20 protein-coding genes are annotated in these 21,253 nt (G+C 67.9%); 5 read left to right on the top strand and 15 right to left on the bottom strand.

Annotation, left to right across the window (positions count from 1 at the left end):
- Nucleotides 1–29 precede the first annotated feature (29 nt).
- From EV655_RS02175 to EV655_RS02140, 8 genes are read right to left on the bottom strand one after another with little or no spacing between them, the layout of a single operon-like run.
- Nucleotides 30–1,757: a complex I subunit 5 family protein gene (locus EV655_RS02175; RefSeq protein WP_165905239.1), complete on the bottom strand. Its 1,728-nt coding sequence runs from the start codon at nucleotides 1,755–1,757 to the stop codon at nucleotides 30–32.
- Nucleotides 1,757–3,253, bottom strand: coding sequence for a complex I subunit 5 family protein (locus EV655_RS02170; RefSeq protein ID WP_243644958.1), 1,497 nt, complete (start codon nucleotides 3,251–3,253; stop codon nucleotides 1,757–1,759). The genes EV655_RS02175 and EV655_RS02170 overlap by 1 nt, the downstream gene beginning before the upstream one ends.
- Nucleotides 3,250–4,728, bottom strand: coding sequence for a complex I subunit 5 family protein (locus EV655_RS02165; protein ID WP_132541058.1), 1,479 nt, complete (start codon nucleotides 4,726–4,728; stop codon nucleotides 3,250–3,252). The genes EV655_RS02170 and EV655_RS02165 overlap by 4 nt, the downstream gene beginning before the upstream one ends.
- Entirely contained in the window at nucleotides 4,721–5,011 is a 291-nt protein-coding gene (locus EV655_RS02160) for an NADH-quinone oxidoreductase subunit K (RefSeq protein ID WP_132541055.1), read from the bottom strand. Before EV655_RS02160 ends, EV655_RS02165 begins: the two co-directional genes overlap by 8 nt.
- Complete coding sequence (gene mbhE, locus EV655_RS02155) at nucleotides 5,008–5,967, bottom strand: hydrogen gas-evolving membrane-bound hydrogenase subunit E (protein WP_132541052.1); 960 nt, start codon at nucleotides 5,965–5,967, stop codon at nucleotides 5,008–5,010. Before mbhE ends, EV655_RS02160 begins: the two co-directional genes overlap by 4 nt.
- Nucleotides 5,964–6,263 carry a monovalent cation/H(+) antiporter subunit G gene (mnhG, locus tag EV655_RS02150; RefSeq protein WP_132541049.1) on the bottom strand — a complete coding sequence of 100 codons (300 nt, stop codon included), beginning with the start codon at nucleotides 6,261–6,263 and terminating at the stop codon, nucleotides 5,964–5,966. The genes mbhE and mnhG overlap by 4 nt, the downstream gene beginning before the upstream one ends.
- Nucleotides 6,263–6,523 (bottom strand): MrpF/PhaF family protein, encoded by a 261-nt coding sequence (locus EV655_RS02145; protein WP_132541046.1) that lies wholly within the window; start codon nucleotides 6,521–6,523, stop codon nucleotides 6,263–6,265. Before EV655_RS02145 ends, mnhG begins: the two co-directional genes overlap by 1 nt.
- Nucleotides 6,520–7,182, bottom strand: coding sequence for a Na+/H+ antiporter subunit E (locus EV655_RS02140; protein WP_132541043.1), 663 nt, complete (start codon nucleotides 7,180–7,182; stop codon nucleotides 6,520–6,522). Before EV655_RS02140 ends, EV655_RS02145 begins: the two co-directional genes overlap by 4 nt.
- A gap of 287 nt (nucleotides 7,183–7,469) precedes the next feature.
- On the opposite strand from EV655_RS02140, the gene EV655_RS02135 reads away from it, so the two are divergent.
- Nucleotides 7,470–7,841: a DUF1127 domain-containing protein gene (locus tag EV655_RS02135; RefSeq protein WP_132541040.1), complete on the top strand. Its 372-nt coding sequence runs from the start codon at nucleotides 7,470–7,472 to the stop codon at nucleotides 7,839–7,841.
- 256 nt (nucleotides 7,842–8,097) lie between these two features.
- Here EV655_RS02135 and EV655_RS02130 read toward each other — a convergent pair whose 3' ends face one another.
- Nucleotides 8,098–9,183 carry a DUF2333 family protein gene (locus EV655_RS02130; protein WP_165905238.1) on the bottom strand — a complete coding sequence of 362 codons (1,086 nt, stop codon included), beginning with the start codon at nucleotides 9,181–9,183 and terminating at the stop codon, nucleotides 8,098–8,100.
- 98 nt (nucleotides 9,184–9,281) lie between these two features.
- On the opposite strand from EV655_RS02130, the gene EV655_RS02125 reads away from it, so the two are divergent.
- Both EV655_RS02125 and EV655_RS02120 read left to right on the top strand, forming a co-directional pair.
- Complete coding sequence (locus EV655_RS02125) at nucleotides 9,282–9,788, top strand: sigma-70 family RNA polymerase sigma factor (protein ID WP_207901919.1); 507 nt, start codon at nucleotides 9,282–9,284, stop codon at nucleotides 9,786–9,788.
- A gap of 11 nt (nucleotides 9,789–9,799) precedes the next feature.
- A complete protein-coding gene (locus tag EV655_RS02120) occupies nucleotides 9,800–10,606 on the top strand; it encodes an anti-sigma factor family protein (RefSeq protein WP_132541031.1) in 807 nt (268 codons plus the stop codon).
- A gap of 777 nt (nucleotides 10,607–11,383) precedes the next feature.
- Here the strand turns inward: EV655_RS02120 and EV655_RS02115 are convergent.
- Nucleotides 11,384–12,754: an NCS1 family transporter gene (locus EV655_RS02115; RefSeq protein WP_243644957.1), complete on the bottom strand. Its 1,371-nt coding sequence runs from the start codon at nucleotides 12,752–12,754 to the stop codon at nucleotides 11,384–11,386.
- 25 nt (nucleotides 12,755–12,779) lie between these two features.
- Entirely contained in the window at nucleotides 12,780–13,478 is a 699-nt protein-coding gene (locus EV655_RS02110) for an aspartate/glutamate racemase family protein (protein ID WP_132541028.1), read from the bottom strand.
- Nucleotides 13,479–13,606: 128 nt separating this feature from the next.
- Between EV655_RS02110 and EV655_RS02105 the strand changes: the two genes are divergently transcribed.
- Entirely contained in the window at nucleotides 13,607–14,296 is a 690-nt protein-coding gene (locus tag EV655_RS02105; protein ID WP_132541025.1) for a GntR family transcriptional regulator, read from the top strand.
- 453 nt (nucleotides 14,297–14,749) lie between these two features.
- A complete protein-coding gene (locus EV655_RS18835; protein WP_243644956.1) occupies nucleotides 14,750–16,198 on the top strand; it encodes a c-type cytochrome in 1,449 nt (482 codons plus the stop codon).
- Between the two features lie 94 nt (nucleotides 16,199–16,292).
- Here the strand turns inward: EV655_RS18835 and EV655_RS02090 are convergent, their stop codons facing one another.
- From EV655_RS02090 to EV655_RS02075, 4 genes are read right to left on the bottom strand one after another with little or no spacing between them, the layout of a single operon-like run.
- Nucleotides 16,293–18,587 (bottom strand): nitric oxide reductase activation protein NorD, encoded by a 2,295-nt coding sequence (locus EV655_RS02090; RefSeq protein ID WP_132541019.1) that lies wholly within the window; start codon nucleotides 18,585–18,587, stop codon nucleotides 16,293–16,295.
- A 3-nt stretch (nucleotides 18,588–18,590) separates the two neighbouring features.
- Nucleotides 18,591–19,394, bottom strand: coding sequence for a CbbQ/NirQ/NorQ/GpvN family protein (locus EV655_RS02085; RefSeq protein ID WP_132541016.1), 804 nt, complete (start codon nucleotides 19,392–19,394; stop codon nucleotides 18,591–18,593).
- 56 nt (nucleotides 19,395–19,450) lie between these two features.
- Nucleotides 19,451–19,807 carry a ribulose bisphosphate carboxylase small subunit gene (locus EV655_RS02080; protein WP_132541013.1) on the bottom strand — a complete coding sequence of 119 codons (357 nt, stop codon included), beginning with the start codon at nucleotides 19,805–19,807 and terminating at the stop codon, nucleotides 19,451–19,453.
- Between the two features lie 21 nt (nucleotides 19,808–19,828).
- On the bottom strand, nucleotides 19,829–21,250 hold the full coding sequence (locus EV655_RS02075; RefSeq protein ID WP_132541010.1) for a form I ribulose bisphosphate carboxylase large subunit: 1,422 nt from the start codon (nucleotides 21,248–21,250) through the stop codon (nucleotides 19,829–19,831).
- Nucleotides 21,251–21,253 lie beyond the last annotated feature (3 nt).

Below are 21,253 nucleotides of genomic sequence, written 5' to 3'. Positions count from 1 at the left end.
TCCTTCCTTGCGGGTCTGCGGCATATGACTCAGGGGCCGTTCTGCTCAGCGGCAGGCGGCGCGATGGGGTCGGTGGGGGCGACATGCTGCGCTCCTCCGATGACGAGGACGGTGACGAGGAGCGCCGCGATTCCGGTCTGGCCAAGCCGGTGCGCGGCGATCCAGCCGTCCAGCGCCGGCGGCAGCGCGCGCGCCTTTCGCGCAAGCGCGCGTCGGCGGCGCGCCAGGGCATCACCCACCCGCGCCGCCGCGCGTTCGGCCGGGGCCGTCAGCGTGGACAGGACCGCGCTCCACCCGACGCGGCTCGTATGGGATGCGACGGCGGCCGCGGTGGCAATGAGGGCCCCGGCGACGAGTGGCCAGGGCGTGCCCGGTGCGGCCTCGGCGATCGGTTGGGCGGCGCTGCCCGCGACGGTGGGCCAGATCGCCGGAAGCGCCGCGGCAGCCAGCGCCAGCAGAACAAAGGGTATGACCAACGCGTCGCTCTCGACACCCGCCGGTGCAGCGGGCCGCTTGCGCCAGAGCTGGACGAGGAACCGCGCCATCAGAAGTGTCGTCGCGACGCCCGAGAGCATGAGCGCGAGCGTCATCCAAGGCAGCCAGACCGCGGGCCCGGCGCCGAGCGCCGTCTTCAACGCCTCCTTGCCGAGCGCGCCGGACAGGAGGGGCATCCCGGCCAGGATGAGCGCGGGCAGCACCAGCGCCACGGTCACCGCAATCCGCGCCGCCGGGCGGTGCTGAACCGCGAAGACGCCCGTGCCGAGGAAGAGCCCCGCCTTGGCGAGCGCATGATGGGCGGCGAGGAAGACCAGCACCGGCAGCACGGCACCCCACGCCCCTGGCGCCATCAGCGCCGCGCCGATCCCGAGCGCCACGATGCCCATCTGGCTGACGCTCGAAAAGCCCAGTACCGTCTTGGGCGCGGTTTCGCGCGCGCCCATCAACAGCGCGGCAAAGATCGTCACCATGCCCACCGCCGTCACCACGACCCCTAGATCGGCATAGGCCGCCTCTCCCAGGGGCACGGTTGCGACGATCCCGAAGAGCCCCGCCTTGATCATTGCACCCGACAGGACCGCCGAGGCCGGCACCGGCGCCGCACCATGGGCGGGCGGCAGCCAGAAATGCAGCGGCATCACGCCCAGCTTGACGCCGAAACCCGCCAGAAGCAGCGCGACGGTCGGCACGGAGAGCGCGGTGTCGGCGATATCGGCCAGCATCAGCGAGCCGGTTTCGCCCACGGCCAGGCCGAGGCCCGCGAAAAGCGCCAGCTCGCCGGCCAGAACGAACGTGATGTAAAGCCGCGCCGCTCCCAGCGCCTCCTCGCTGCGCGCGTGCAGTACGAGCCCGTAGGAGGAAAAGCTCATCAAGGCGAAGAAAACATAGAACGTGGGCGCGTCATCGGCGAGGAACAGGCCCAGGTTTCCGGTCATCGCGAAAAGAAAACACAGGCCGAACCCGGTGGCGCGCCGATCGCCGGCCATCCAGACCCGCGCGGCCGCGGCCGCCGCCGTCCAGACCAGCGCCGCGGGGATCAGGAACAACCGCGCCGTCGCATCGAGGCCAAGGACGCTGCCGAGGATCAGCCAGTCGTTCGAGACGGTGAACGGCACCGTCCCGAACAGCGCCAGCGCGAGCGCGGGCAACGGCGCGAAGGGAAGCGCCCGCCACACCAGCCCGCGCGCGGCGGGCAGCGCCAGCAACAGTGCAAGGCCGAGCGGTGTGCCGATGGCGGCAAGCAGGGCAAGGCCGGGCATCACAGACCTCCGTTGAATTCGCGGGTGACGATGAAGCGGGTCCATTCCAGCGGGCTGAAGGGCGCGTTGGCCAACACGCCGATGACCAGTACGAAGCCCGCGGTGATCATCGGCGGCGCGGCCAGCCAGAGGCTGATCTTGCGCCGGGCCGGGGCATTGGCCGCCTCGGGCGTCGCGTCCCGGAACCAGGCGCGGTGCAGGAGCGGCAGGAAATAGGCCGCGTTCAGCAGGCTGGAGCCCAGTAGCAGCGCGATCACCCAGTCCTGCCCGGCCGCGATGCCGCCCTGCGCGAGATACCATTTCGAGATGAAGCCCGCGAAGGGCGGCAGCCCGATCATCGCCAGCGCGGCCAGCGTGAAGGCCGCCATCGTGCCCGGCATCGCGCGGCCGACCCCGTCCATCTGGCTGACCTTCTTGACGCCCAACCCCTCGGCGAGGTTGCCCGCCGCCATGAACATGGTGATCTTCATCACGCCCTGGTGGATCAGGTGCGCAAGCGCCCCGATCGCGGCCACGGGGCTGGCCAGCGCGACGCCCAGCGTGATGTAGCTGACCTGGCTGACGGTCGAATAGGCCAGGCGCGCCTTGATGTCGTCCTGCGCCATCGCGCGGAGCGAGCCGTAGATGATCGTCACCGCCGCCACCGCGATTAGCGGCCCGGTGACGCCCAGGCCCTGGGCGAGGTCGATGCCGAACACCTCGTAGACGACGCGGACGATGCCGAAGGCGCCGGCCTTGACCACAGCGACGGCGTGGAGCAGCGCCGAGACTGGCGCGGGGGCCACCATCGCGATCGGCAGCCAGCCGTGGACCGGCACCAGCGCCGCCTTGACCCCGAGCGCCGCGATCAGCAGCACGAACAGCGCCTGCGCCGCCCCGGGCCGCTCGGCGGCGACCTCGGCCATCACGCCGCCGGGGACGAAATCGGTGGTGCCCGCCAGACCCCAGAGCGCCAGCGTGCCGAGCAGCAGGGCAAGCCCGCCGGCCAGCGTGTAGATCAGGTAGATCCGGCCCGCGCGCAGGGCCGCCGCGGTGCCGCGGTGGATCACCAGCGGATAGGTTGCCAGCGTCAGCAGCTCGTAGAACACCAGGAACGTGAACAGGTTGCCCGCCATCGCGATGCCGACGGTCGCGGCGACGCAGAGGCTGAAGAAGCCGAAGAACCGCGCCCGGTGCGGCCCGCGTTCGAGATAGCCCACCGAATAGATGGTGGTGACCAGCCACAGCACCGCCGAAAGCGCCACGAACATCAGCGCCAGCGGGTCCGCCTGCAGGTGCAGGTCGAGCCCGGGCAGCACGCTCAGGCGCAGGTCGTAGACGACGCCATGCGCCGCCTTCCAGGCGAGCCAGATCACCAGCGCCACTTTCACGGCAGCGACGGCGAGGTTCAGCCCGGTACGGAGCCGCGCGCTGCGTTCGGGCAGGGCCAGCAGCACCGGCGCCGCGCCCAGCGAGGTCAGGAGGATGATCAGCGGCAGAAGCGGCATGTCGATCATGGGGTCACTCCGAACGGGCGTCCGAGGTCGAGAACGGCGAGGATCGGCCCGGCGGCAAGGCCGAGGCCCACGGCCAGGCCCGCCAGCACCACGGGCGGCGCGTCGGCCAGCGCCCAGCCGCGATGCTCGTCGAGCGGCGCACGCACCCGGTCGAAGCGCAGGAAACCGGTCAGCGCGCGGCTGAAATAGGCCACGCTCAAGAGCGTCCCCGCCATCGTCACCGCGATCCAGTGCCAGTTGCCGGCACCCATCGCGCCCTCCATCAGCGACCACTTGCCGATGAAGCCGAGCGAGGGCGGCAACCCGATCAGGCTGATCGCGGCCAGCGCGAAGGCCAGTTGCGCAAGGGCCGGGCGCACCGCGCTTCGGTCGAGCTCGCTGATGCGGTCATGGCCGATCACGTCCTTGATCCGGCCCGCGGCGAGGAACATCCCCGCCTTGGCGACGGCGTGCGCAAGGATCAGCAGCGCCGCCGCGCGCCAGCTGTCCGACAGCCCCTCGGTGCCGGCGCGGGCCAGCGCGACGAAGATCAGCCCGATCTGCGCCACCGTGGACCAGGCGACCAGCAGCTTCAGCCGCTCGGCCCTGAGCGCCTGCACCCCGCCCCAGAGCACCGCGCCGGTGCCGAGCACGCCCAGCAGCGTCAGGATCGCCTCGCCGGGAAACGGCCCCGCCTCGGCCAGCCGCAGCAGGATGTAGAGCCCGGCCTTGACCACGAGCGCCGACAACAGCGCGCTGGCGGGCGCGGTGGCATTGGCATGCGCCTCGGGCAGCCAGAAATGCAGCGGGAACAGCGCCGCCTTGAGCGCAAGGCCCACCAGCATCAACGCGAAGGCCGCCGACAGCGCGGGCGAGCCCTGCGCCCCCGCCAGCCCCGCGAAATCCAGCCGCCCGGTCTGGAGATAGACGAAACCCACGCCCAGCAGCACCATCAGCGCGCCCAGAAGGCTCGCGTACATGTAGGCCAGCCCCGCCCGCAGCGCCGCCACCGTGCCGCCCAGCACCGCAAGCCCCACGGCGGCGAGCGAGATCACCTCGAGCATGACATAGAGGTTGAAGAGATCGGCGCTGAGATAGACGCCGTTCATCCCCGTCAGCAGGAGCAGGCAGAGCGGCCAGAAGAAGGCCCGCTGGCGCGGCATCGGCTGCCCGTCCGCCGGCGCCTCGCCCGCGAAGGCAGAGAGCGCGCCAAGGCCCACGGCCAGCGCGATCAGCGCGGTCAGGCCCAGCATGGCAAGCGCCAGGCCATCGGCGCGCAGCTCGATCCCCAGCGGCGCGCCCCAGCCGCCAAGCGGAACGGTGACGGTGCCCGCTTGCGCCACCGCGTGGCCGACAGCGGCGATCGCCGCCGCCATGGCCCCCACCGCCCCCAGCCCGATCAGGGGCGCGGCGCGAGGGGCCAGAAAGGCCGCGATCGCACCGAAAAGCGGCAGAAGGATCGCAAGCGTCATCGGATCGGGGGCGAACTCAGGCATCGGTGTCGGTCTCCAGGCTGTACAGGCGGCGGATCAGGGCCAGCGCCACGGCGGTCGCGCTGACCATCACGACGATGCCGGTGATCACCAGGGCATGCGGCACCGGGTCGGGGGCGGCGGGCGGCGGGCGCCAGCTGGAGGCGACCAGCACCATCGCCGCGCCCCCCGCGCAGAGGTTCAGCGCGACCAGCCGGCGCAGCCGGTCGGCCGCCCCCAACACGCCCATCAGCCCGAGGCCGAACACGGCAAGCCCCGCAAGGCCGTAGATCGTGGCTTCGGTCATCTGTCGGTCTCCTCCCGGGACACGGCCACCGGCGCGCGGCCGTGAAACAGCGCGGCAAGGGTCGCGGCGATCGAGATCGTCACCATGGCCTCGATCAGCAGGATCAGCGTCTTGGCCTGCGCCGGCGGGTATTCGAACGCCACCCGCCCCGCGCCCGCGACGCCCAGCGCGACAAGGGCGAAGACCGCTGTTCCGACGACGAAGGCGCCGCGCGCCAGCGGGCGGTGAGCGGGTGCGGGCCGGACGTGGCGCGACAGGAGGCCCAGCACGGCGACCGCGCCCAGCACGGCGCCGGCCTGGAACGCCCCGCCGGGCGCCTCGGCCCCGATCCACAGCAGGTAGCCTCCGGCGATCACCGCAACCGGCAGGGCGACGCGGGCAAAGCCCTGGTAGACCGTACCCAGCGCCGGTGCGGGCGTCTCGGCGAGACCGCGCTCGACCTGCCAAACCACGATCACCGCGGCGAGAAGGACGACGACCTCCATCAGCGTGTCATAGGCGCGGAAGTTCAGCAGCACGGCGGTCACCGGATGCGTGACGCCGCTTTCGGGCATCGCATCGGCCACATGGGCCTCGAGCCCCGGGACGTTCTGCGGCGCGCCGAGATAGGCCAGCCCCAGAGCACAGGTGGCAAGCCCCGCCAGCAGGGCGTTGACGCCCTGAGTGGCACCATTGGCGGGCGCGGAAACGGATGCGCCGCCTTGCGCAGACAGGCTTCCGCCGCGCAGATGGGCAAGCGTCCGCAGCAGCAGCGCACCGCTCAGGCCAGCCCCGATCGCGACCTCGGCCAGCGCCACGTCGGGCGCCACCAGCCGCGCCCAGCCCAGCGCCATGAGCATCCCGAAGACGATGAAGGCGACGATCATCGCAAAGGCGTCGCGCATCAGCAGCGTCGCGGCGGCAAGCCCGACAATCGACGCGGCCAGCAGCAGGTCGAAGGCCAGCAGAACGGTCATGGCCGCACCTCGCGCACCAGCTTTCCGGCCCGGCGGGCATGGCGGGCGACAAGGTGCCCGCCGGTCGCACTGGCGAGCGCCACGAAGATCCAGATCAGGAGGATGCGCAGCGCCTCGCCCCCGTCCGGCGCACCGATGGCCGCGCCGAGGCAGACCAGGGCAAGGCCCATTCCGTCGGCCTTGGTCAGCGCGTGCAGCCTGCAGAACACGTCGGGAAAGCGCAGAAGCCCGATGGTGCCGGCGACGAAGAACAGCGCGCCGAGGGCCATGCAAGCCATACCGGCGATCTCGAGCATCACCGACCCCTACTCTCCGAAAGCGCGACATAGGCGACCAGCGTCACGGCCGCGAGGAGCGCCAGCACCAGCGCCACGTCGAGCAGCGCGGGCATGTCCTGCAGCCGCGCAAGGACCACCGTCATCGCCACCGCGGCGGTGCCCAGAAGCTGCGCCGACAGCATCCGGTCGGAGTCGGACGGGCCGCGGATCACGCGCCAGAGGCCGCCGAGCAGGCTGGCCAGAAGAACGGTCAGGATGACGGCAAGAACAGGGCTCATCGTGCGGTCTCCGGTTGTGGGGAACGGGTGGCGGGGGCCTCGGGCAGCGCGAACAGGGCGCGCACCCGCGCCTCGAGCGGCGCGAGTTCCGCGTTCAGATCGCTGCGGATGTCGAGCATGTGCACGTCGATGCGATTGCCGTCGATCTCGGCCGACAACGTGCCGGGCAAGAGCGTGATCGCGTTGACGAAAACGAGGCGCGGCGCGCCCGGCGGCAGGTCGGTCTCGTAGCTGCGGAAACCGGGCGCGAGCGCGATCCGCCAGGCGAGCGCGCGACCGGCCACGTCGACCGATCCGCGCACCGAGGCGACTGCGAACCAGCCCGCGAAGTGAAGCGCGCCCACGGCGGACAGGCGCCAGGCCGGCGCCACCGGAAAGCTGAAGGCCAGGGCGGTCGCCGCGGCGACCGCGGGCACACCGAACACCCAACTGGCAGGGTCCCAGCCGGTCAGCCCGCCCCAGACCAGCGCAAGCGTGCCGGCCGTCAGGAAAAGCCCGCGCCAGCCGCGCACGCCTTGCGGGGTCGAAACCCGATCGGGGCCGGGCACGGCCGAAGGAGCCGCAAGGCACAGAACCGGCGGCGGCGAGACCGCGCCGCGCGCGTCGCGAATGGCGGCCGGCATATCCTCGGCCCGGCGCAACCGGTCTGGCTCGCGCATGTCGTCCTCTCCATCGGCGGGGGCGTCCCCGGAACGCTGCGGCGGTGGCGGGCTTTGCCTGCTTCGTGCCGTCTGCGCGGGGTTCCCTGATTTCTGCGCCGACCTCGTGTCGCCGCGATCCTCCGAAGAACGCGCAAGGCCCGGGTTTAATCCCCCCTCAAGCGTCGAAAACGGCGTGGCGGGGTCGGGACTCCCGGCCGCATCGCGCCTTCGCTGCGAAATCTTCCAAGCGAGGGATTAAAACGCCGCCATGGGCGTCTTTCGGATATCAAACCAAGGAGGATGCCATGACGCACACCGAAACGACTTCCGAATCCACCGAAGCGCCGGTGCAGGACCGGCTGGCCAAGCTGCGCGGCTTCTGGCGCGGCAACATCATCGAATCCATGGCCGCCCTGCATTACCGCGACCAGGATGCCTATAACGAGTGGCTGGAGGCGCGTGACACCGTCAGCATCACGGCGGCCCTGTCCCGGTTGTCCGACCGGCAGCTCGACCGGATCGGCCTGAACCGCGAGACCCTCGTCCTGGCGGTGGAGGGCATGATGGAGGCCAATACCCGCAACGGCGCGATCTTCCGCGAGGCGCTGGAAATCGTCGAGCCCAGCGAGGCCCGGAAGGAACGGCGCGAGATGGCGCACGGCGTGGCGGCCGAGTAGGCGGGCAACCGGAAATACCAGGCGGCCGGGCCTCTCGCCCGGCCCCTCCCGAAGATCGAAATGAAATGCGCCCTCGTTTCCGAGGCGCGCATTTTTCTTTTCCATGTGACATGCGAGGAAGCTTGAACTGCCCGTGGGCTTGTCCGATTCCCGGGGCGCCCCCAATCACATCCCTCGCCAGACGGCATGACGCGCACGAGAGAATCCGCCCCGGCCGTGGCGCGGGGCGGATAGCGGCAATTCGAAGGCGGGCGGGCTAGCGCGTATTGCGCAGGACGCGCACCACCTCGTCGAGCTGCAGCAGCGCCCGTTTCATGAAGAACCCCTGAAGGTGAAGGTGGTTGGCGAAGATGCTGCTCTCGCCCGAGGAATTCAGGACCACCAGCGGCCGCTGCGTCGCCGCCTGGCGCAGGCTGTCGAGCGTCTGCGCCCAGACCGCCTCGATCCCCATGGTCGAGATCACGCGATCGAAATCGCGGCCGAGTTCGCGCACCAGCAGGTAGGTGGCGTAGCTGAGGCCCTTGTTGAAATAGAAGATGTCGTCGGAGACGCCGTCCATGAGGCCCGAATCCTGCTGCGTGTGCTGCTCGATCACCGCGGCCCGCGCGCCCAACTCGCCGAGCATCCGTTCCAGCGTGAGCACGAGCGCGTCGGGACGTGTCTCGAACGCGGCTTGGCCGGCGGCCAGGCGCGCGTTGTAGGCGCGCAGCGCGTCCGCCGCGGCGCGGTACTGGGTATCGGCCGGCTGCACCGGCAGGATGGATTGCTGGAAGTCGAACAGCCAGACATCGGTCGGGAATTGCAGGAGCCCCGCCGCCTGTTCCAGGTCGCGGTCGATGGCGGAGGTGCCGTTCAGCCGGCCGATCTGCGTCTCGAGTTCAAGCGTGAAGCGGCTGACCGCGCGCATCACGCCGCGCTGGAAGTTGCCCATGTTGTCGTGAAAGGCGGTCGGGTAGAATGCCGGGTCGTTCGGGGCCCAGCGATAGGTGTCCACCTCCCGCTCGATCAGCGAGGCGACCATGTCGACGGCGTGACTGCCATTCTCGACGGTGGTGGGCGAGAAGTCCGGGTTCGCGTCGATGCGCTGCAGGGCGGTTCCCAATCCGCCGAAATAGAGCGCGACCGCCGCGGCGATCATGATCGAGGAACGCTTCAGGATCGTTTTCGGCTTCCTTCCGAAGACGAAGCCTGAGAGCGATCCCGGCGGGCCATCCTCCCCGGAATGGTGGCGGATGATCAGGTCGTTTTCCATCTGGTCCTCCTTGTTCGGCACGGGCCGCAGGGCGCTGGTGCCGCGGCGCAATTCGTTCACCGGGAAGGACGCGCGAGCCGGCGCTTTCATCCCGTCGGCCGGAAAAATCCGGTGTGCGAATTTTTTTCGACGGCGGGGGATGAAAGCGCGGGCTGGCGCGTATGTCTTGTGAAACCAAGGAGGGAAATGTGCTGCCAGCATCGCCGAAGTCGGAGATTCGGACCCATATTGCCAGCCTTCGCCGCTATGCACTCGTGCTGACACGCGACCATCATGAGGCCGAAGATCTCGTGCAAGAGACACTCGTCAAGGCGATTGCCAAGGTGGACAGCCTTCACCCTTCGAGCGACCTGCGTCCCTGGCTGTTCCGCATCATGCACAACACGCATGTCAGCGGGCTGCGCCGGGCGCAGGTACGAAAGGCCGCCGAGCCCGACCTGCCCGAGCCGATCGCGCCCGAACGCCAGCACCGCCATGTCGAATTGCAGCAGGTGCTGGACGCGCTCGACCGGCTGCCAGAGGCGCAGCGCCGGCCGATCGTCCTCGTGGCGCTGGAGGACATGAGCTATGCCGAAGCCGCCCGAAGCCTCGACGTGCCGCTGGGCACGTTCATGTCGCGGCTCGGACGCGGCCGGCAGGCACTGCGCAGGATCCTCGGCGAGGTCAATCGCTCGAAGATCAGCCTGATTTCGTGAAAGGCGACGACATGAAGACCGACACAGACACCAATTCCGAGTTCGATATCGCGCTCGACCCCGACCTGCACGCCTTCGTCGATGGCAAACTGTCGCCCGACCGCATGGCCGAGATCGAGGCGCGCCTGGCAGGCGATGCCGCGCAGCGGGAAACGGTGGCCGGTTGGGCGCGCGACCGCGACCTGATCCGCGAAGCCGCGGCCGCCGCCGAGGACAGGCCGTCGGATCTGCGCACCGAACTGCTCGGTCGCGAGCTGGCAAGGCGCGTTCGCGCCGGGCGGTTGCGCGGCATGGTGATGCGGCCGGCGGTCCGGCAGGTTGCCGCCAGTGTCGCGATCTTCGTCGCGGGCTGGGGAGGGCACGCGGTTTACGTCGCGGGTCCGCCCGCGGCCGAGGGCCAACCCCGTTTCGTCACGCAGGCGACCGTGCTTCACAATGTCTATGACCACAGCGGTGTCGAGGAATTCGAGGTCTCCGACGATCGGATGCAGGCCACGCTTGACTGGGTGTCGGACCGGATGCAGCGCAAGATCGAAAGCCCCCGCCTCGAAGAACTCGGTCTTCGGGTCATCGGCGGGCGTCTGGTGAAGGGCGAGGATGGCCCGATCGCGCAGTTCACCTACGAAGAGACCGACACCGGCCGGCAGATCACCTTGTCGATGATGCCGCATCCCGAGGGCGAGCCGTTCTACTCCTATGCAGTCCGTTCGGTCTCGGGGCAGCCGGTCGCCTACTGGACGCGGGACGGCGTGGACTACGCCGTCGTCGGCGAGAACGAACCTGCGCGGCTGTCAACGCTTGCAAGTGCGATGCGCTGATGAAAGGCAGTAAGGCCGGTCCCCGTTCTTGCGACCTTGATTGCAAGACGGTCAACTCCGTCGACATGTGGGAAGCTTCGCCGCGAAACGCGGCAGTTCGCCGAAAAAACGAGAGGGCAGCGCATCCCGCCTCGGCGACGTGCGGGAATCTGGCACACGCTCCAGGGGATTCGCATATCGGGTCTCGAGCCTGCAGCGACGCAGATGCTGCGCTCGTCACGTATGTCTCGACTAGGCTGCCGGCCGTCGGTCGGCATACTCATGGCTTCACAGCGTGACAGTCGGTTTATCGCCGTGCCGCCGCATGGTGGATTCGAGCCCCGCGCCGCACGGGCTCGGTTTGTGCCGCAATTGACTTGAACGCCATATTTGGACTTCTTGCCGAAGTTGGCCCGTGGCCGACAGACTGCCCGGCAAGCCGTGATCGAGCGTATCCGCCACCGCGCCGCCGCAAGCCTGCTTCGAGCCCAATTCGACAAATGCTGTGCCTGGCCCGAACCTCGGAGAAGCGCGGATTTCTTTCATTGGCCTCGTTGGGACGGCCCCTTTCAGACCCTCGCGCGATGCTCCGCTTCCCGCGACGCGGCGGCCAGAGTCGACCTACATCGAATTCTTGGGAACGTCGCTGTCACGGACGCCCAGAAATCGTGATGCCCGAGAAGGCGGTCTGGAAGATGATGCCGCTAGACCGTCGCGGATCCAGGCGCGCGGATAGTCGATCCTCGAAGAGATGACGGGCCCGCTCTGGGGCCCGTCGCTCATTTCGGAACAAGGCCTTCAGCCCTCGGCGAAACGGCGTGCGGATGGCAGCCAGCGCATGAGTAGATAGTAGGACAGGCCCGCGGGGATGAGGCTCGCATACCAGGACACCCCCGAGAAGGTCAGCGCCGAGACCACCCCGATCACCGTCGCGATCAGCGCGGCGGGGTTCACCCCGGCATAGGGGCCGGTCTCGTCGTAAAGCTTGTCGAGGTCCAGCCGCTGGCGGCGCAGCACGTAGTAGTCGACTACCAGGATCGCGAAGATCGGACCGAGAAACGCGCTGTAGGTCTGGATGAAGAGGTTCAGCCCGGCGGCGGATTCGTCCTTCACCAGTTCCCAGGGGAACGTGGCGAGGGCCAGCAGCCCGACCAGAACGGCGGACGTCTTGAAGTTCAGCTTGAACACGTCCATCAGCGCGTAGGCTGGCGGGATCACGTTGTTCAGCACGTTCGTCGTGACCTGCGCGAAGGCGATGAACAGAAGCGTCGTGACCAGCAGGAACTTGTTGTCCACCGCGCTGGAGAACACCTTGATCGGGTCGACCTGCCCCGTCGCGCCCGACACCATCAGCCCGATAAGCCCCATGAACAGCGTCGCCGGCAGGATCGAGTTGGCGTAGATCGCCACCTGCCGGACCGGGCCGACGCCGTGGCGCAGTTCGCGCGAGTAGTCGGACACGTTCAGCATCATCGTCGAATAGATGCCGAGAAACAGCATCGTTGCCCCCCAGAACGGCGCGCCCCAGGTGCCCTCGACATTGACGAGGTTGGTCGCGATGGCGTCGCCATACTTGTTGATGACGCTGAAGAACATGTAGACCAGCGAGCAGATGATGAACACCGAACCGATGTTCTCCAGCCACTTGATGCCGCGGAAGCCCAGCACCGACAGCAGGATCTGCAGGAACTGGAAGCCGACGAAGAACGCCCAGAGGTTGGAATAGCCGAACAGCGTTTCCGACACGAGGTTCAGCGCGCCCGCGCCGATCCAGCTTTGAAATCCGAACCAGACGATCGCGGGCACGGACCGCACCAGCGCCGGCAGACGCGAGCCGGAAAAGCCGAAGGCCGACCGCGTCTGCACCATGAAGGGGATGCCGTATTTGTGCCCGGCCTGCCCGTTGATCATCAGTGCCACGCCGATCACCGTGCAGCCGATCGCGATGGCGACGAAGGTCTGAAGCAGGTTCAGCGTCCCCACGAGGCCCGAGCCGACGGTGAAGGTGCCGATCGACACGCAGCCACCCAGCCAGGCGAAGAGGTAGGACCACGAGCCCATGATCCGGGTTTCCTGGGGCGCGAGCGATTCCTCGCCCAGGCCCTTGTGGTCGATGATCTCGGGGATGTGGGTTCCTGGGCCGGACGCGGCCGCTGGTGTCAGTGTCATTGGATCCTCCCGTTCTTGTTGGTTGTCAGTGCGGAGTGGGGGGCGCGTAGGCGCCGATCTTGCTGGTCCTGAGGCCCGCGCCCACCAGCGCCTCGGCGAACTTGGTGGCCGCCGTCACGCCGTCGATCACGGGCACGCCGGTTTCCTCGGTCAGCCAGACGACCAGGTCGGACATGCCGGCGCAGCCCAGCACCACCGCCTCGCAGCCGTCCTCGGCGACGGCGCGGCGGATCTCGTCGCGGACGAGGTTGCGGGCGTTCGAGCCCGGCTCCTCCAGCGCGAGGACCGGGATCGCGGCCGCGCGAACCCGGCGGCACTGATGCGCAAGGCCGTAGCGGCGCACCATCTCCTCGATGATCGGCACCGAACGCGGAAGGGTGGTGACCACCGAGAATGAGGAGGCGATCATGCTGGCGGCCTTTACGCCGGCCTCGCAGATGCCCAGCACCGGGCCGGTCGCGATCTCGCGGCAGGCACCGATGGCGGGGTCGTCGAAACAGGCCACCACGATGGCGTCGGCATTGCCCGCTTCTGCCTCGCGCACCTCGCGCAACAGGTGGGGGGCGCACATGACCTCGTCGTGGTGGCCCTGGATCGAGGGCGGCGCGCCGGTGGCCGTGCGGCCCTCGACCTCGACGCCAGCCCCGGCCACGGCGCGGGCCGAGGCGACGATCTTCTCGGTCATCGAGGCGGTGGAGTTCGGGTTGATCACGACCAGTCTCATGGGGCGCTCCTTTCCGGTTCAGTCACGGTAACAAAAATTGTGAACAATTTATAGTGTCAATTTTCGGGCGCCATTCTTGCCCGAAATCCTGTTGTCGCAGTGCCGGGCGGTGGCGTAGACAGAATCTCATGGAGCGTGCGAAGGAGACCCAGATCGTCGAGCACATCCTCGACGCCATCGCCGATCAGCGGCTGCCGGCCGGGACGCGGCTGGGCGAACAGGCGTTGAGCGACCATTTCGCCTGCAATCGCACACAGGTACGCCGCGCCTTGGCAACGCTGACCGCCTACCAGGTGGTCGAGCATGTGCCCAATCGCGGGGCATCGGTGGCGACGCCAACGGCGCAGGATGCCCGCGACGTGTTCCAGGCTCGCCGCGCGATCGAATCCACCATCTGCCGCAATGTGGTGCGCCATGCCACCGAGGCCGACATCGCGGTACTGCGCGCCCATCTGGCCCAGGAGGTGCAGGCCAAGGGCCATCGCGACCGGCCCGCGGCGATTCGCCTGTCGCGTGGCTTTCACGACCTGCTGGCCAGGATGGGCCGGAACGCGGTGCTGGAACGCTATGCGCAGGACCTGACGATGCGCTCTTCGCTGATCATCGGGCTCTACGGCACACAGGCGCGGACGCTGTGCGCCGAGGACGAACACGAGCGGATCGTCGATGCCATTGCTGCCCGCAACGAGGCCCGCGCCCTGCGCGAGATGGACCAGCACCTGCGGCATATCGAACAGGGCATCGACTTCGACGGGACTCGACCGCCCACAGGGGCGCTGTCCTCATTGCTCGGCACACAGTCCACGGAAAGACGATAACTGTCCGTATTTCCCTTTCAGGAAAGCTGAATCTCGCGAAAGAAGTCCGAATGGCGGCTCTCGTCCCGCGGTGCAGGCATTGACCGGCGATAAGATTCCGCATGTGCAGCGAAGGTCTCCTTTCGCGGGCTGCACAGCAGCATCAGAACAAGGGCTTCCCTTTCTATTCCGGGTATCTCAGGGCACTTTGCAAAGCCCGGTTGGCAAGACCGCTGGGCGCGTGTCAGCGTCGCAGGGGGGCTTGACGGGCTGTTATCCGGGATAGGCCGCGCTATTGTCCGGCTCGGTCGGCGGTAACTGCGCCGCCCGGGGGAGTCATGTTCTGCCGGGTGGTCAGGTGCTTCTTGGCCTTGCGCGGGAGAAAACAGGGGCTCCCGCCTGAGAACCTGCAGGAGGACGTCCTGCCGAGGGAGGCCAGCGCCGACCTGGGCAGTAGACAGAAAAGGATGGAAAATGGCCAATAATTCGCAGAATCTGATTCGCCTGATCGTCGCCGCCCCGGCGATCGGTCTGGCAATTCTCGCCGTGAACGACAGTTCCACGCCGAAGCCCCAACCGGCCCCGGTGGTCGACGAGGCGCCCACCGCCGAGGTGACCGCCGAAGAGGCGCCTGCCGAGGCTCCGGCGGAAGACGCCGCACCGGCAGAAGCTGCCGCCGAAGAGGCCCCGGCCGAAGAGGCCCCCGCCGAAGCTGCTGCCGAAGAGGCGCCTGCCGAAGAGGCCGCCGCCGAGGAAGCCGCCGCCGAGGAAGCGTCTGCGGAGGAAGCCGCAGCGGAAGAGGCCCCCGCCGAAGAAGCGCCTGCCGAAGCTGCTGCCGAGGAGGCTGTGGCCGAAGAAGCGCCGGCGCCGGAACAGGACGCGGTTGCGATCAATCCCCAGCCGGAACCGCCCGGGGACGAAGCTGTCGTCGAGGCGCCCGCGGTTGAGACACCGGAAGACGTGGCAAACGCGTTGACCCTTGCCGATCAGGCGGCTGCGCTCGCCGCCGAATATGCCGATCTGGCCGAACGCGCGGCCGCGCTGGCTGGCAAGTCCGCTGCGCTCGTCTCTGAGGTGCCCGCGGAAGAGGCCGTGACGGAAGAAGCCCCGGCTGCGGAAGAGGCGGCTGCGGAAGAGACTCCGGCCGAGGAAGCCGCGGCCGAAGAAGCGCCCGCGGAAGAAGCGGTTGCGGAAGAAGCCGTGACGGAAGAAGCCCCGGCTGCGGAAGAGGCGGCTGCGGAAGAGGCTCCGGCCGAGGAAGCCGCGGCCGAAGAAGCGCCCGCGGAAGAAGCGGTTGCGGAAGAAGCCGTGACGGAAGAAGCCCCGGCTGCGGAAGAGGCTCCGGCCGAGGAAGCCGCGGCCGAAGAAGCGCCCGCGGAAGAGGCGGTTGCGGAAGAGGCCGTGACGGAAGAAGCCCCGGCTGCGGAAGAGGCGGCTGCGGAAGAGGCTCCGGCCGAGGAAGCCGTGGCCGAAGAAGCGCCCGCGGAAGAGGCGGTTGCGGAAGAAGCCGTGACGGAAGAGGCCCCGGCTGCGGACGCGGTAGTTGCCGCCGCAGCCTTTACCGGCGATCCGGTTGCCGGCGAGGCCGCATTCCGGCAATGCGCGACCTGCCATGTGGTCACCAGCCCTTCGGGCGAGATGCTGGCGGGCAACGGGGCGCGCGTCGGTCCGAACCAGTACGGCATGCCTGGCCGTCCGGCCGCGACGATCGAGGGCTTCCGCTACTCCAAGTCGATGGTTGCAGCGGGTGAGGCTGGCCTTGTCTGGACCGAGGACCTGGTCGTCGAATACGCGCAGAACCCGACCGAGTTCCTGCGCAAGTATCTCGGCGATCCCAAGGCCCGTGGCAGCATGACCTACAACGCCCGCAACGAGCAGGAAGTGCGCGACGTCTACGCCTATATCGCGACGCTGTCGCAATAGGCCTGCGCCGCGGGGCGCATGCCCCGCATCCGAAGCGCAGTCGCCCCGGCCATCCGGCCGGGGCGTTTTCGTTCGGGGCCCGGCGCAAGGGCCCTTACCGGGTGAGCCCCGCGTAAAGCTGTGGCAGGCGTTCCGGCAGGCGTTCAATGTTCTCGAGAATCAGATAGTTCCGCTGCCCGAAGATCTGGGCGACATAGGCGTCGGCCCGCGGGTCCAGCGTCAGGCAGAACGGGATCACGCCGTGCCGTGCCACCTCCTGCACGGCGGTGCGGGCGTCCTGGCGCAGGTATTGCGGATCGCGCACGTCGATATCGGCGGGCGCGCCATCGGTGATGACCAGCATCAGCTTCTTCGCCGCCGCGACGCGGCCCAGATGCGCCCCCGCGTGCCGGATCGCGGCGCCCATGCGGGTGGACAGCCGCCCCTCCATGCCCGCCAGCCGCGCTTTCGGCAACTCGCCCCAGGGCTGGTCGAAATCCTTGTAGCGCTGGTAAAAGACGTTGTGCCGCCCGTCCGAACAGAAGCCGTGCAGCGCGAAGGCGTCGCCCACCTTGTGGATCGCCTCGGCCAGCAGCACGGTCGCCGCGCGGGTCAGGTCCAGCACCGTCTGGTCCTGCCCGGCGACCGGGTCATTGGTGGATTCCGACAGGTCGAGCAGTGTCATCACCGCGATGTCGCGCACCTTGCGGACGGATCGCATCATCACCCGCGGATCGGGCTGGCGGCCCATGCGGATGTCGATCATGGCATTGAGCGCGGCGTTGATGTCGATCTCGTCGCCGTCTTCCAGCTTGCGGATGCGTTGCACGCCCTGCGGCTGCATCGCGTCCAGCAGGTGCCGCATCCGCTGGATCAGCTTGCGATTGTCGGTCAGGATCGCGTCGATCCCGGCCGGATCGCCCAGCCGGGGGCGTTTCTCCAGCACCGTGGCCCAGGCCGGGCGCGACATCTGAATCTGGTAGTCGAACTCGTCATAGGGCACGGGCGGCGCGACGGGTTCCTTGCCCTCCTTCTCGTTGAACGAGATGCCGTCGTCGTCGAAAAGTTCGTGCTCGGCCACCCAGATCTCCTGTGCGTCCTCGCCTGCGGTTTCCACCTCGACCTCGTTCACCATCTCCATCAGCGACACGTATTTGCGGACCTGCTCGGGCGGGGCGGCGAAGCCCTTCTCCCAGTCGATCTGCTCGAACTCCCAGATATAGCGGTTGTCGTCGCGATAGGGTGCGCGCTGGCCGTCACGCCACGCCGAATAAGGGCGCTCGCGCAGCCGGTGGGCAAGCTGAAGGCCCAGATCGCGGGACATGGCGGCATCTGACAGGTTTGCCGCAGTGAAGGCATCACGCGCCCAGAGAGCCACCGGGTCGTCAAGTGCCGCCGCGGGGTCAAGCAGCGCCAGCGCAATACGGTCGAACTGGGCACTCATCGACCCGTCGTCGCCCGGCATGTGGAACCGGCGCCAGAGGTCGCGCAACCCGGGAAAGCGCGCGATGGCCAGCGCCTCGATGCGTGCATCCTCGATCAGCCCGACGCAGGCCTGTTGCAGCGCGTTCAACTCGTCGCCTGGAATGGCCTTGGTCGTGGCGACCACGTGGGCGGCAGCGTGCGCCGCGGCGGCGCGGTAGAGGTCAAGGCCCGGCACCCCGTTCCAGTCGTCAAAGGCGTCGGGCAGATGCAGGAAATAGTCGGCGATGAAGGGCCGCGCGCCCTCGCGGCTTTCGAAATCGCCCGCGGTCGGACGCATCAGGAAATCGCGGCCCCAGAGCGCGCGCAGATACATCCCGATCCGGCGGTGGATGTCGACGAAAAGGGTGCCCTTGCGTTCCTTTTGCAGGATCGCCTTGGATTCCGCACTTTCGAGGCTGAAATAGCGGGTCAGTTCCTCGTAATCGGTGCGATGCGCCTGCGCACCCCAGTTGGCCCAGCGGCGCAGGCCGCCCAGGGTCAGCACGTCCAGCAGTTCTTCCAGATGCTCCAGCATGGGGCGCAGGCCGCGCGGGGCCTGGGCCAGGAGCTGGTTCAGAAGCTGGAGATAGGCGCGGAACAGGTCGGGGTCCGACAGCCGGCGAGAGGCGGTGGGGGCGGTGGCAAGAACGCGTTCGATCACCGCGCCAGAGGTGCGCGAGGCAAATCCGAGGCAGGTCTGGGCCAGTTCGGGGATGATGTCCTCGCCCAGGTCGCGGGCGAGCGTGGGCACCACTTCGATCCAGGTGCGCACGATATGGTCGCCCCGTCCCATATGGGCCAGCGCCACAGCGCCCTTCAGCCAGTTGTCGATCCCGCGTGCGGACAAGACGCGGATCGCGTCGGGCCAGCACTGTTCGAGGATCGCGCGCTGGGCGTCGTCGAGCTCCGCGGTCAGGTCGGCATGATCTGCAAGCGCCACGGCCATGGCTCAGAAATAGGTGGTGACGGCGGCGTCAAGCGCGTCGCGCATGTCGGGATCGTCGGTGATGGGGCGGACCAGAGCCATCTGGCAGGCGGCGACCGCCGGGATGCCCTGGGCCATCAGGCTGGCGGCATGGATCAGCATGCGCGTGGAAATGCCTTCATCCAGCCCATGACCCTTGAGGTTGCGGGCCCGTTCCGCGATCGAGACCAGCTTGTCGGCGTCCTTGGGGTCGATGCCCGATTCATGGGCGACGATTTCGACCTCGACCCCGTGTTCGGGATAGTTGAAATCGAGCGCACCGAAACGCTGCTTGGTGGACTGTTTCAGGTCCTTCATCAAGCTCTGGTAGCCTGGGTTGTACGAGATCACGAGGTGGAAATCCTCGTGCGCGCGCAACAGTTCCCCTTTCTTCTCAAGGGGAAGGACGCGGCGGTTGTCGGTCAGCGGGTGGATCACGACGGTCGTGTCCTGGCGGGCCTCGACGATCTCGTCCAGATAGCAGATCGCGCCGTGCCGCGCGGCGAAGGTCAGCGGCCCGTCCTGCCAGCGCGTGCCGTCGGCATCCAGCAGGAAGCGGCCCACGATATCGGATGCGGTCATGTCCTCGTTGCAGGCGACGGTCACCAGCGGCTTGCCCAGCTTCCAGGCCATGTGCTCGACGAAGCGGGTCTTGCCGCAGCCGGTGGGGCCCTTCAGCATCACCGGCATCTTCGCGGCATAGGCTGCCTCGAACATCTCGACCTCGTTGGTCACGGGCCGGTAATAGGGCTCGGCCGTCACGCGGTATTGTTCGATCATGTCCTTCATCATCGCCTCCCTCGGGGTTGGCCCGCCGCATCCGAAGGCGCGGCAGGCCAAGATGCTCAGACGGGCGTGCCGCGATAGACCACCATGTTGGCGCCTTGGCTCTGGGTAAAGTTGTTGTACCCGATCAGGCGGACATGGTTGTCCGGGTTCGCCTCGTGGCAGGCCTTCAGTTCGGCCAGGATCGCGTCGACATCGGTTTCCCCGAACATCGGCAGCTTCCACATGTACCAGTAGTTCGACATCGCATATTCCGGCTCGGTGTGCTCGATGGCCGGGTTCCAGCCATGTTTCACGATCCATTCCACCTGCTTGCGAATTTGCGCGTCATCCATCGGCGGCAGGTAGGAAAAGGTGCCCATCTTGCGGCTTGCCGGGTCGGACATCCGCGAATTGTAGTCCTGAACGTTGCTCATTTTCTCTCTCCCTCTGGGCGATCAGCGGTGCTGGGTGTCCAGCTTGTCCACGGTGTCGAACTCGAACTTGATCTCTTTCCACGTCTCCATGGCGATCTTGAGTTCGGGGCTGTGCTGCGCGGCGGCGGTCAGGATGTCCTTGCCTTCCTTCTCGATCTCACGGCCCTCGTTGCGGGCCTGCACGCAGGCCTCCAGCGCCACCCGGTTCGCCGCGGCGCCGGCCGCGTTGCCCCAAGGGTGGCCCAGGGTGCCGCCGCCGAATTGCAGGACCGAGTCGTTGCCGAAGATCGAGACCAGCGCCGGCATGTGCCAGACGTGGATGCCGCCCGAGGCCACCGGGAACACGCCCGGCATCCCGCCCCAGTCCTGGTCGAAGAAGATGCCGCGCGAGCGGTCTTCCTTGACGAAACGGTCGCGCATCAGGTCGATCCAGCCCAGCGTCGCCTCGCGATCACCTTCCAGCTTGCCGACGACGGTGCCCGAATGAAGGTGGTCGCCGCCCAGCAGGCGCAGCAGTTTCGCCAGCACCCGGAAGTTGATGCCGTGGTTGGGGTTACGGTCCATCACCGCGTGCATGGCGCGGTGGACGTGCAGGAGCAGGCCGTTGTCGCGGCACCATTTCGACAGCGAATTGTGTGCCGCCCAGCCCAGCGTCAGGTAGTCCGACATGATGATCGGGGTGCCGATCTCCTTGGCGTACTCGGCGCGCTTGTAGACCTCTTCCATGGTGGGCGCGGTCACGTTCATGTAGTGACCCTTGCGCTCGCCGGTCTCGACCTCGGCCTTGTCGATCGCTTCCTGGCAGAAGTCGAAGCGGTCGCGCCAGCGCATGAAAGGCTGCGAGTTGACGTTCTCGTCGTCCTTGGTGAAGTCGAGCCCGCCCCGCAGACATTCATAGACGGCGCGGCCGTAATTCTTGGCCGACAGGCCCAGTTTCGGCTTGATGGTGCAGCCCAGCAGCGGGCGGCCGTACTTGTCCAGCTTGTCGCGTTCGACGTTGATGCCGTGCGGTGGGCCGAAGCAGGTCATCACGAACCACAGCGGGAAGCGCACATCCTCAAGACGCAGCGAGCGCACCGCCTTGAAGCCGAACACGTTGCCCACGATCGAGGTGAATACGTTGACGACCGAGCCTTCCTCGAACAGGTCCATCGGGTAGGCGATGAAGGCGTAGAAGGCGTCGTCGCTGCCCGGCACATCCTCGATCGCGTAGGCGCGGCCCTTGTAGTAGTCGAGATCGGTCAGCAGGTCGGTCCAGACCGTTGTCCAGGTTCCCGTGCTGCTTTCGGCGGCGACGGCCGCGGCCGCCTCTTCCCGCGACACACCCGCCTGCGGGATCACCTTGAAGACGGCGAGGATGTCGCTTTCCTTCACCTTGTACTCGGGTTCCCAGTAGGTCGACCGGTATTCCTTGACACCGGCATCGTATTTCTTGGCAGACATCGT

This window comes from Rhodovulum euryhalinum (assembly GCF_004342445.1).
GTDB lineage: Bacteria > Pseudomonadota > Alphaproteobacteria > Rhodobacterales > Rhodobacteraceae > Rhodovulum > Rhodovulum euryhalinum.
The sequence above is the reverse complement of the archived record's forward strand: the minus strand, read 5'-3'. Positions and strand labels throughout refer to the sequence as shown.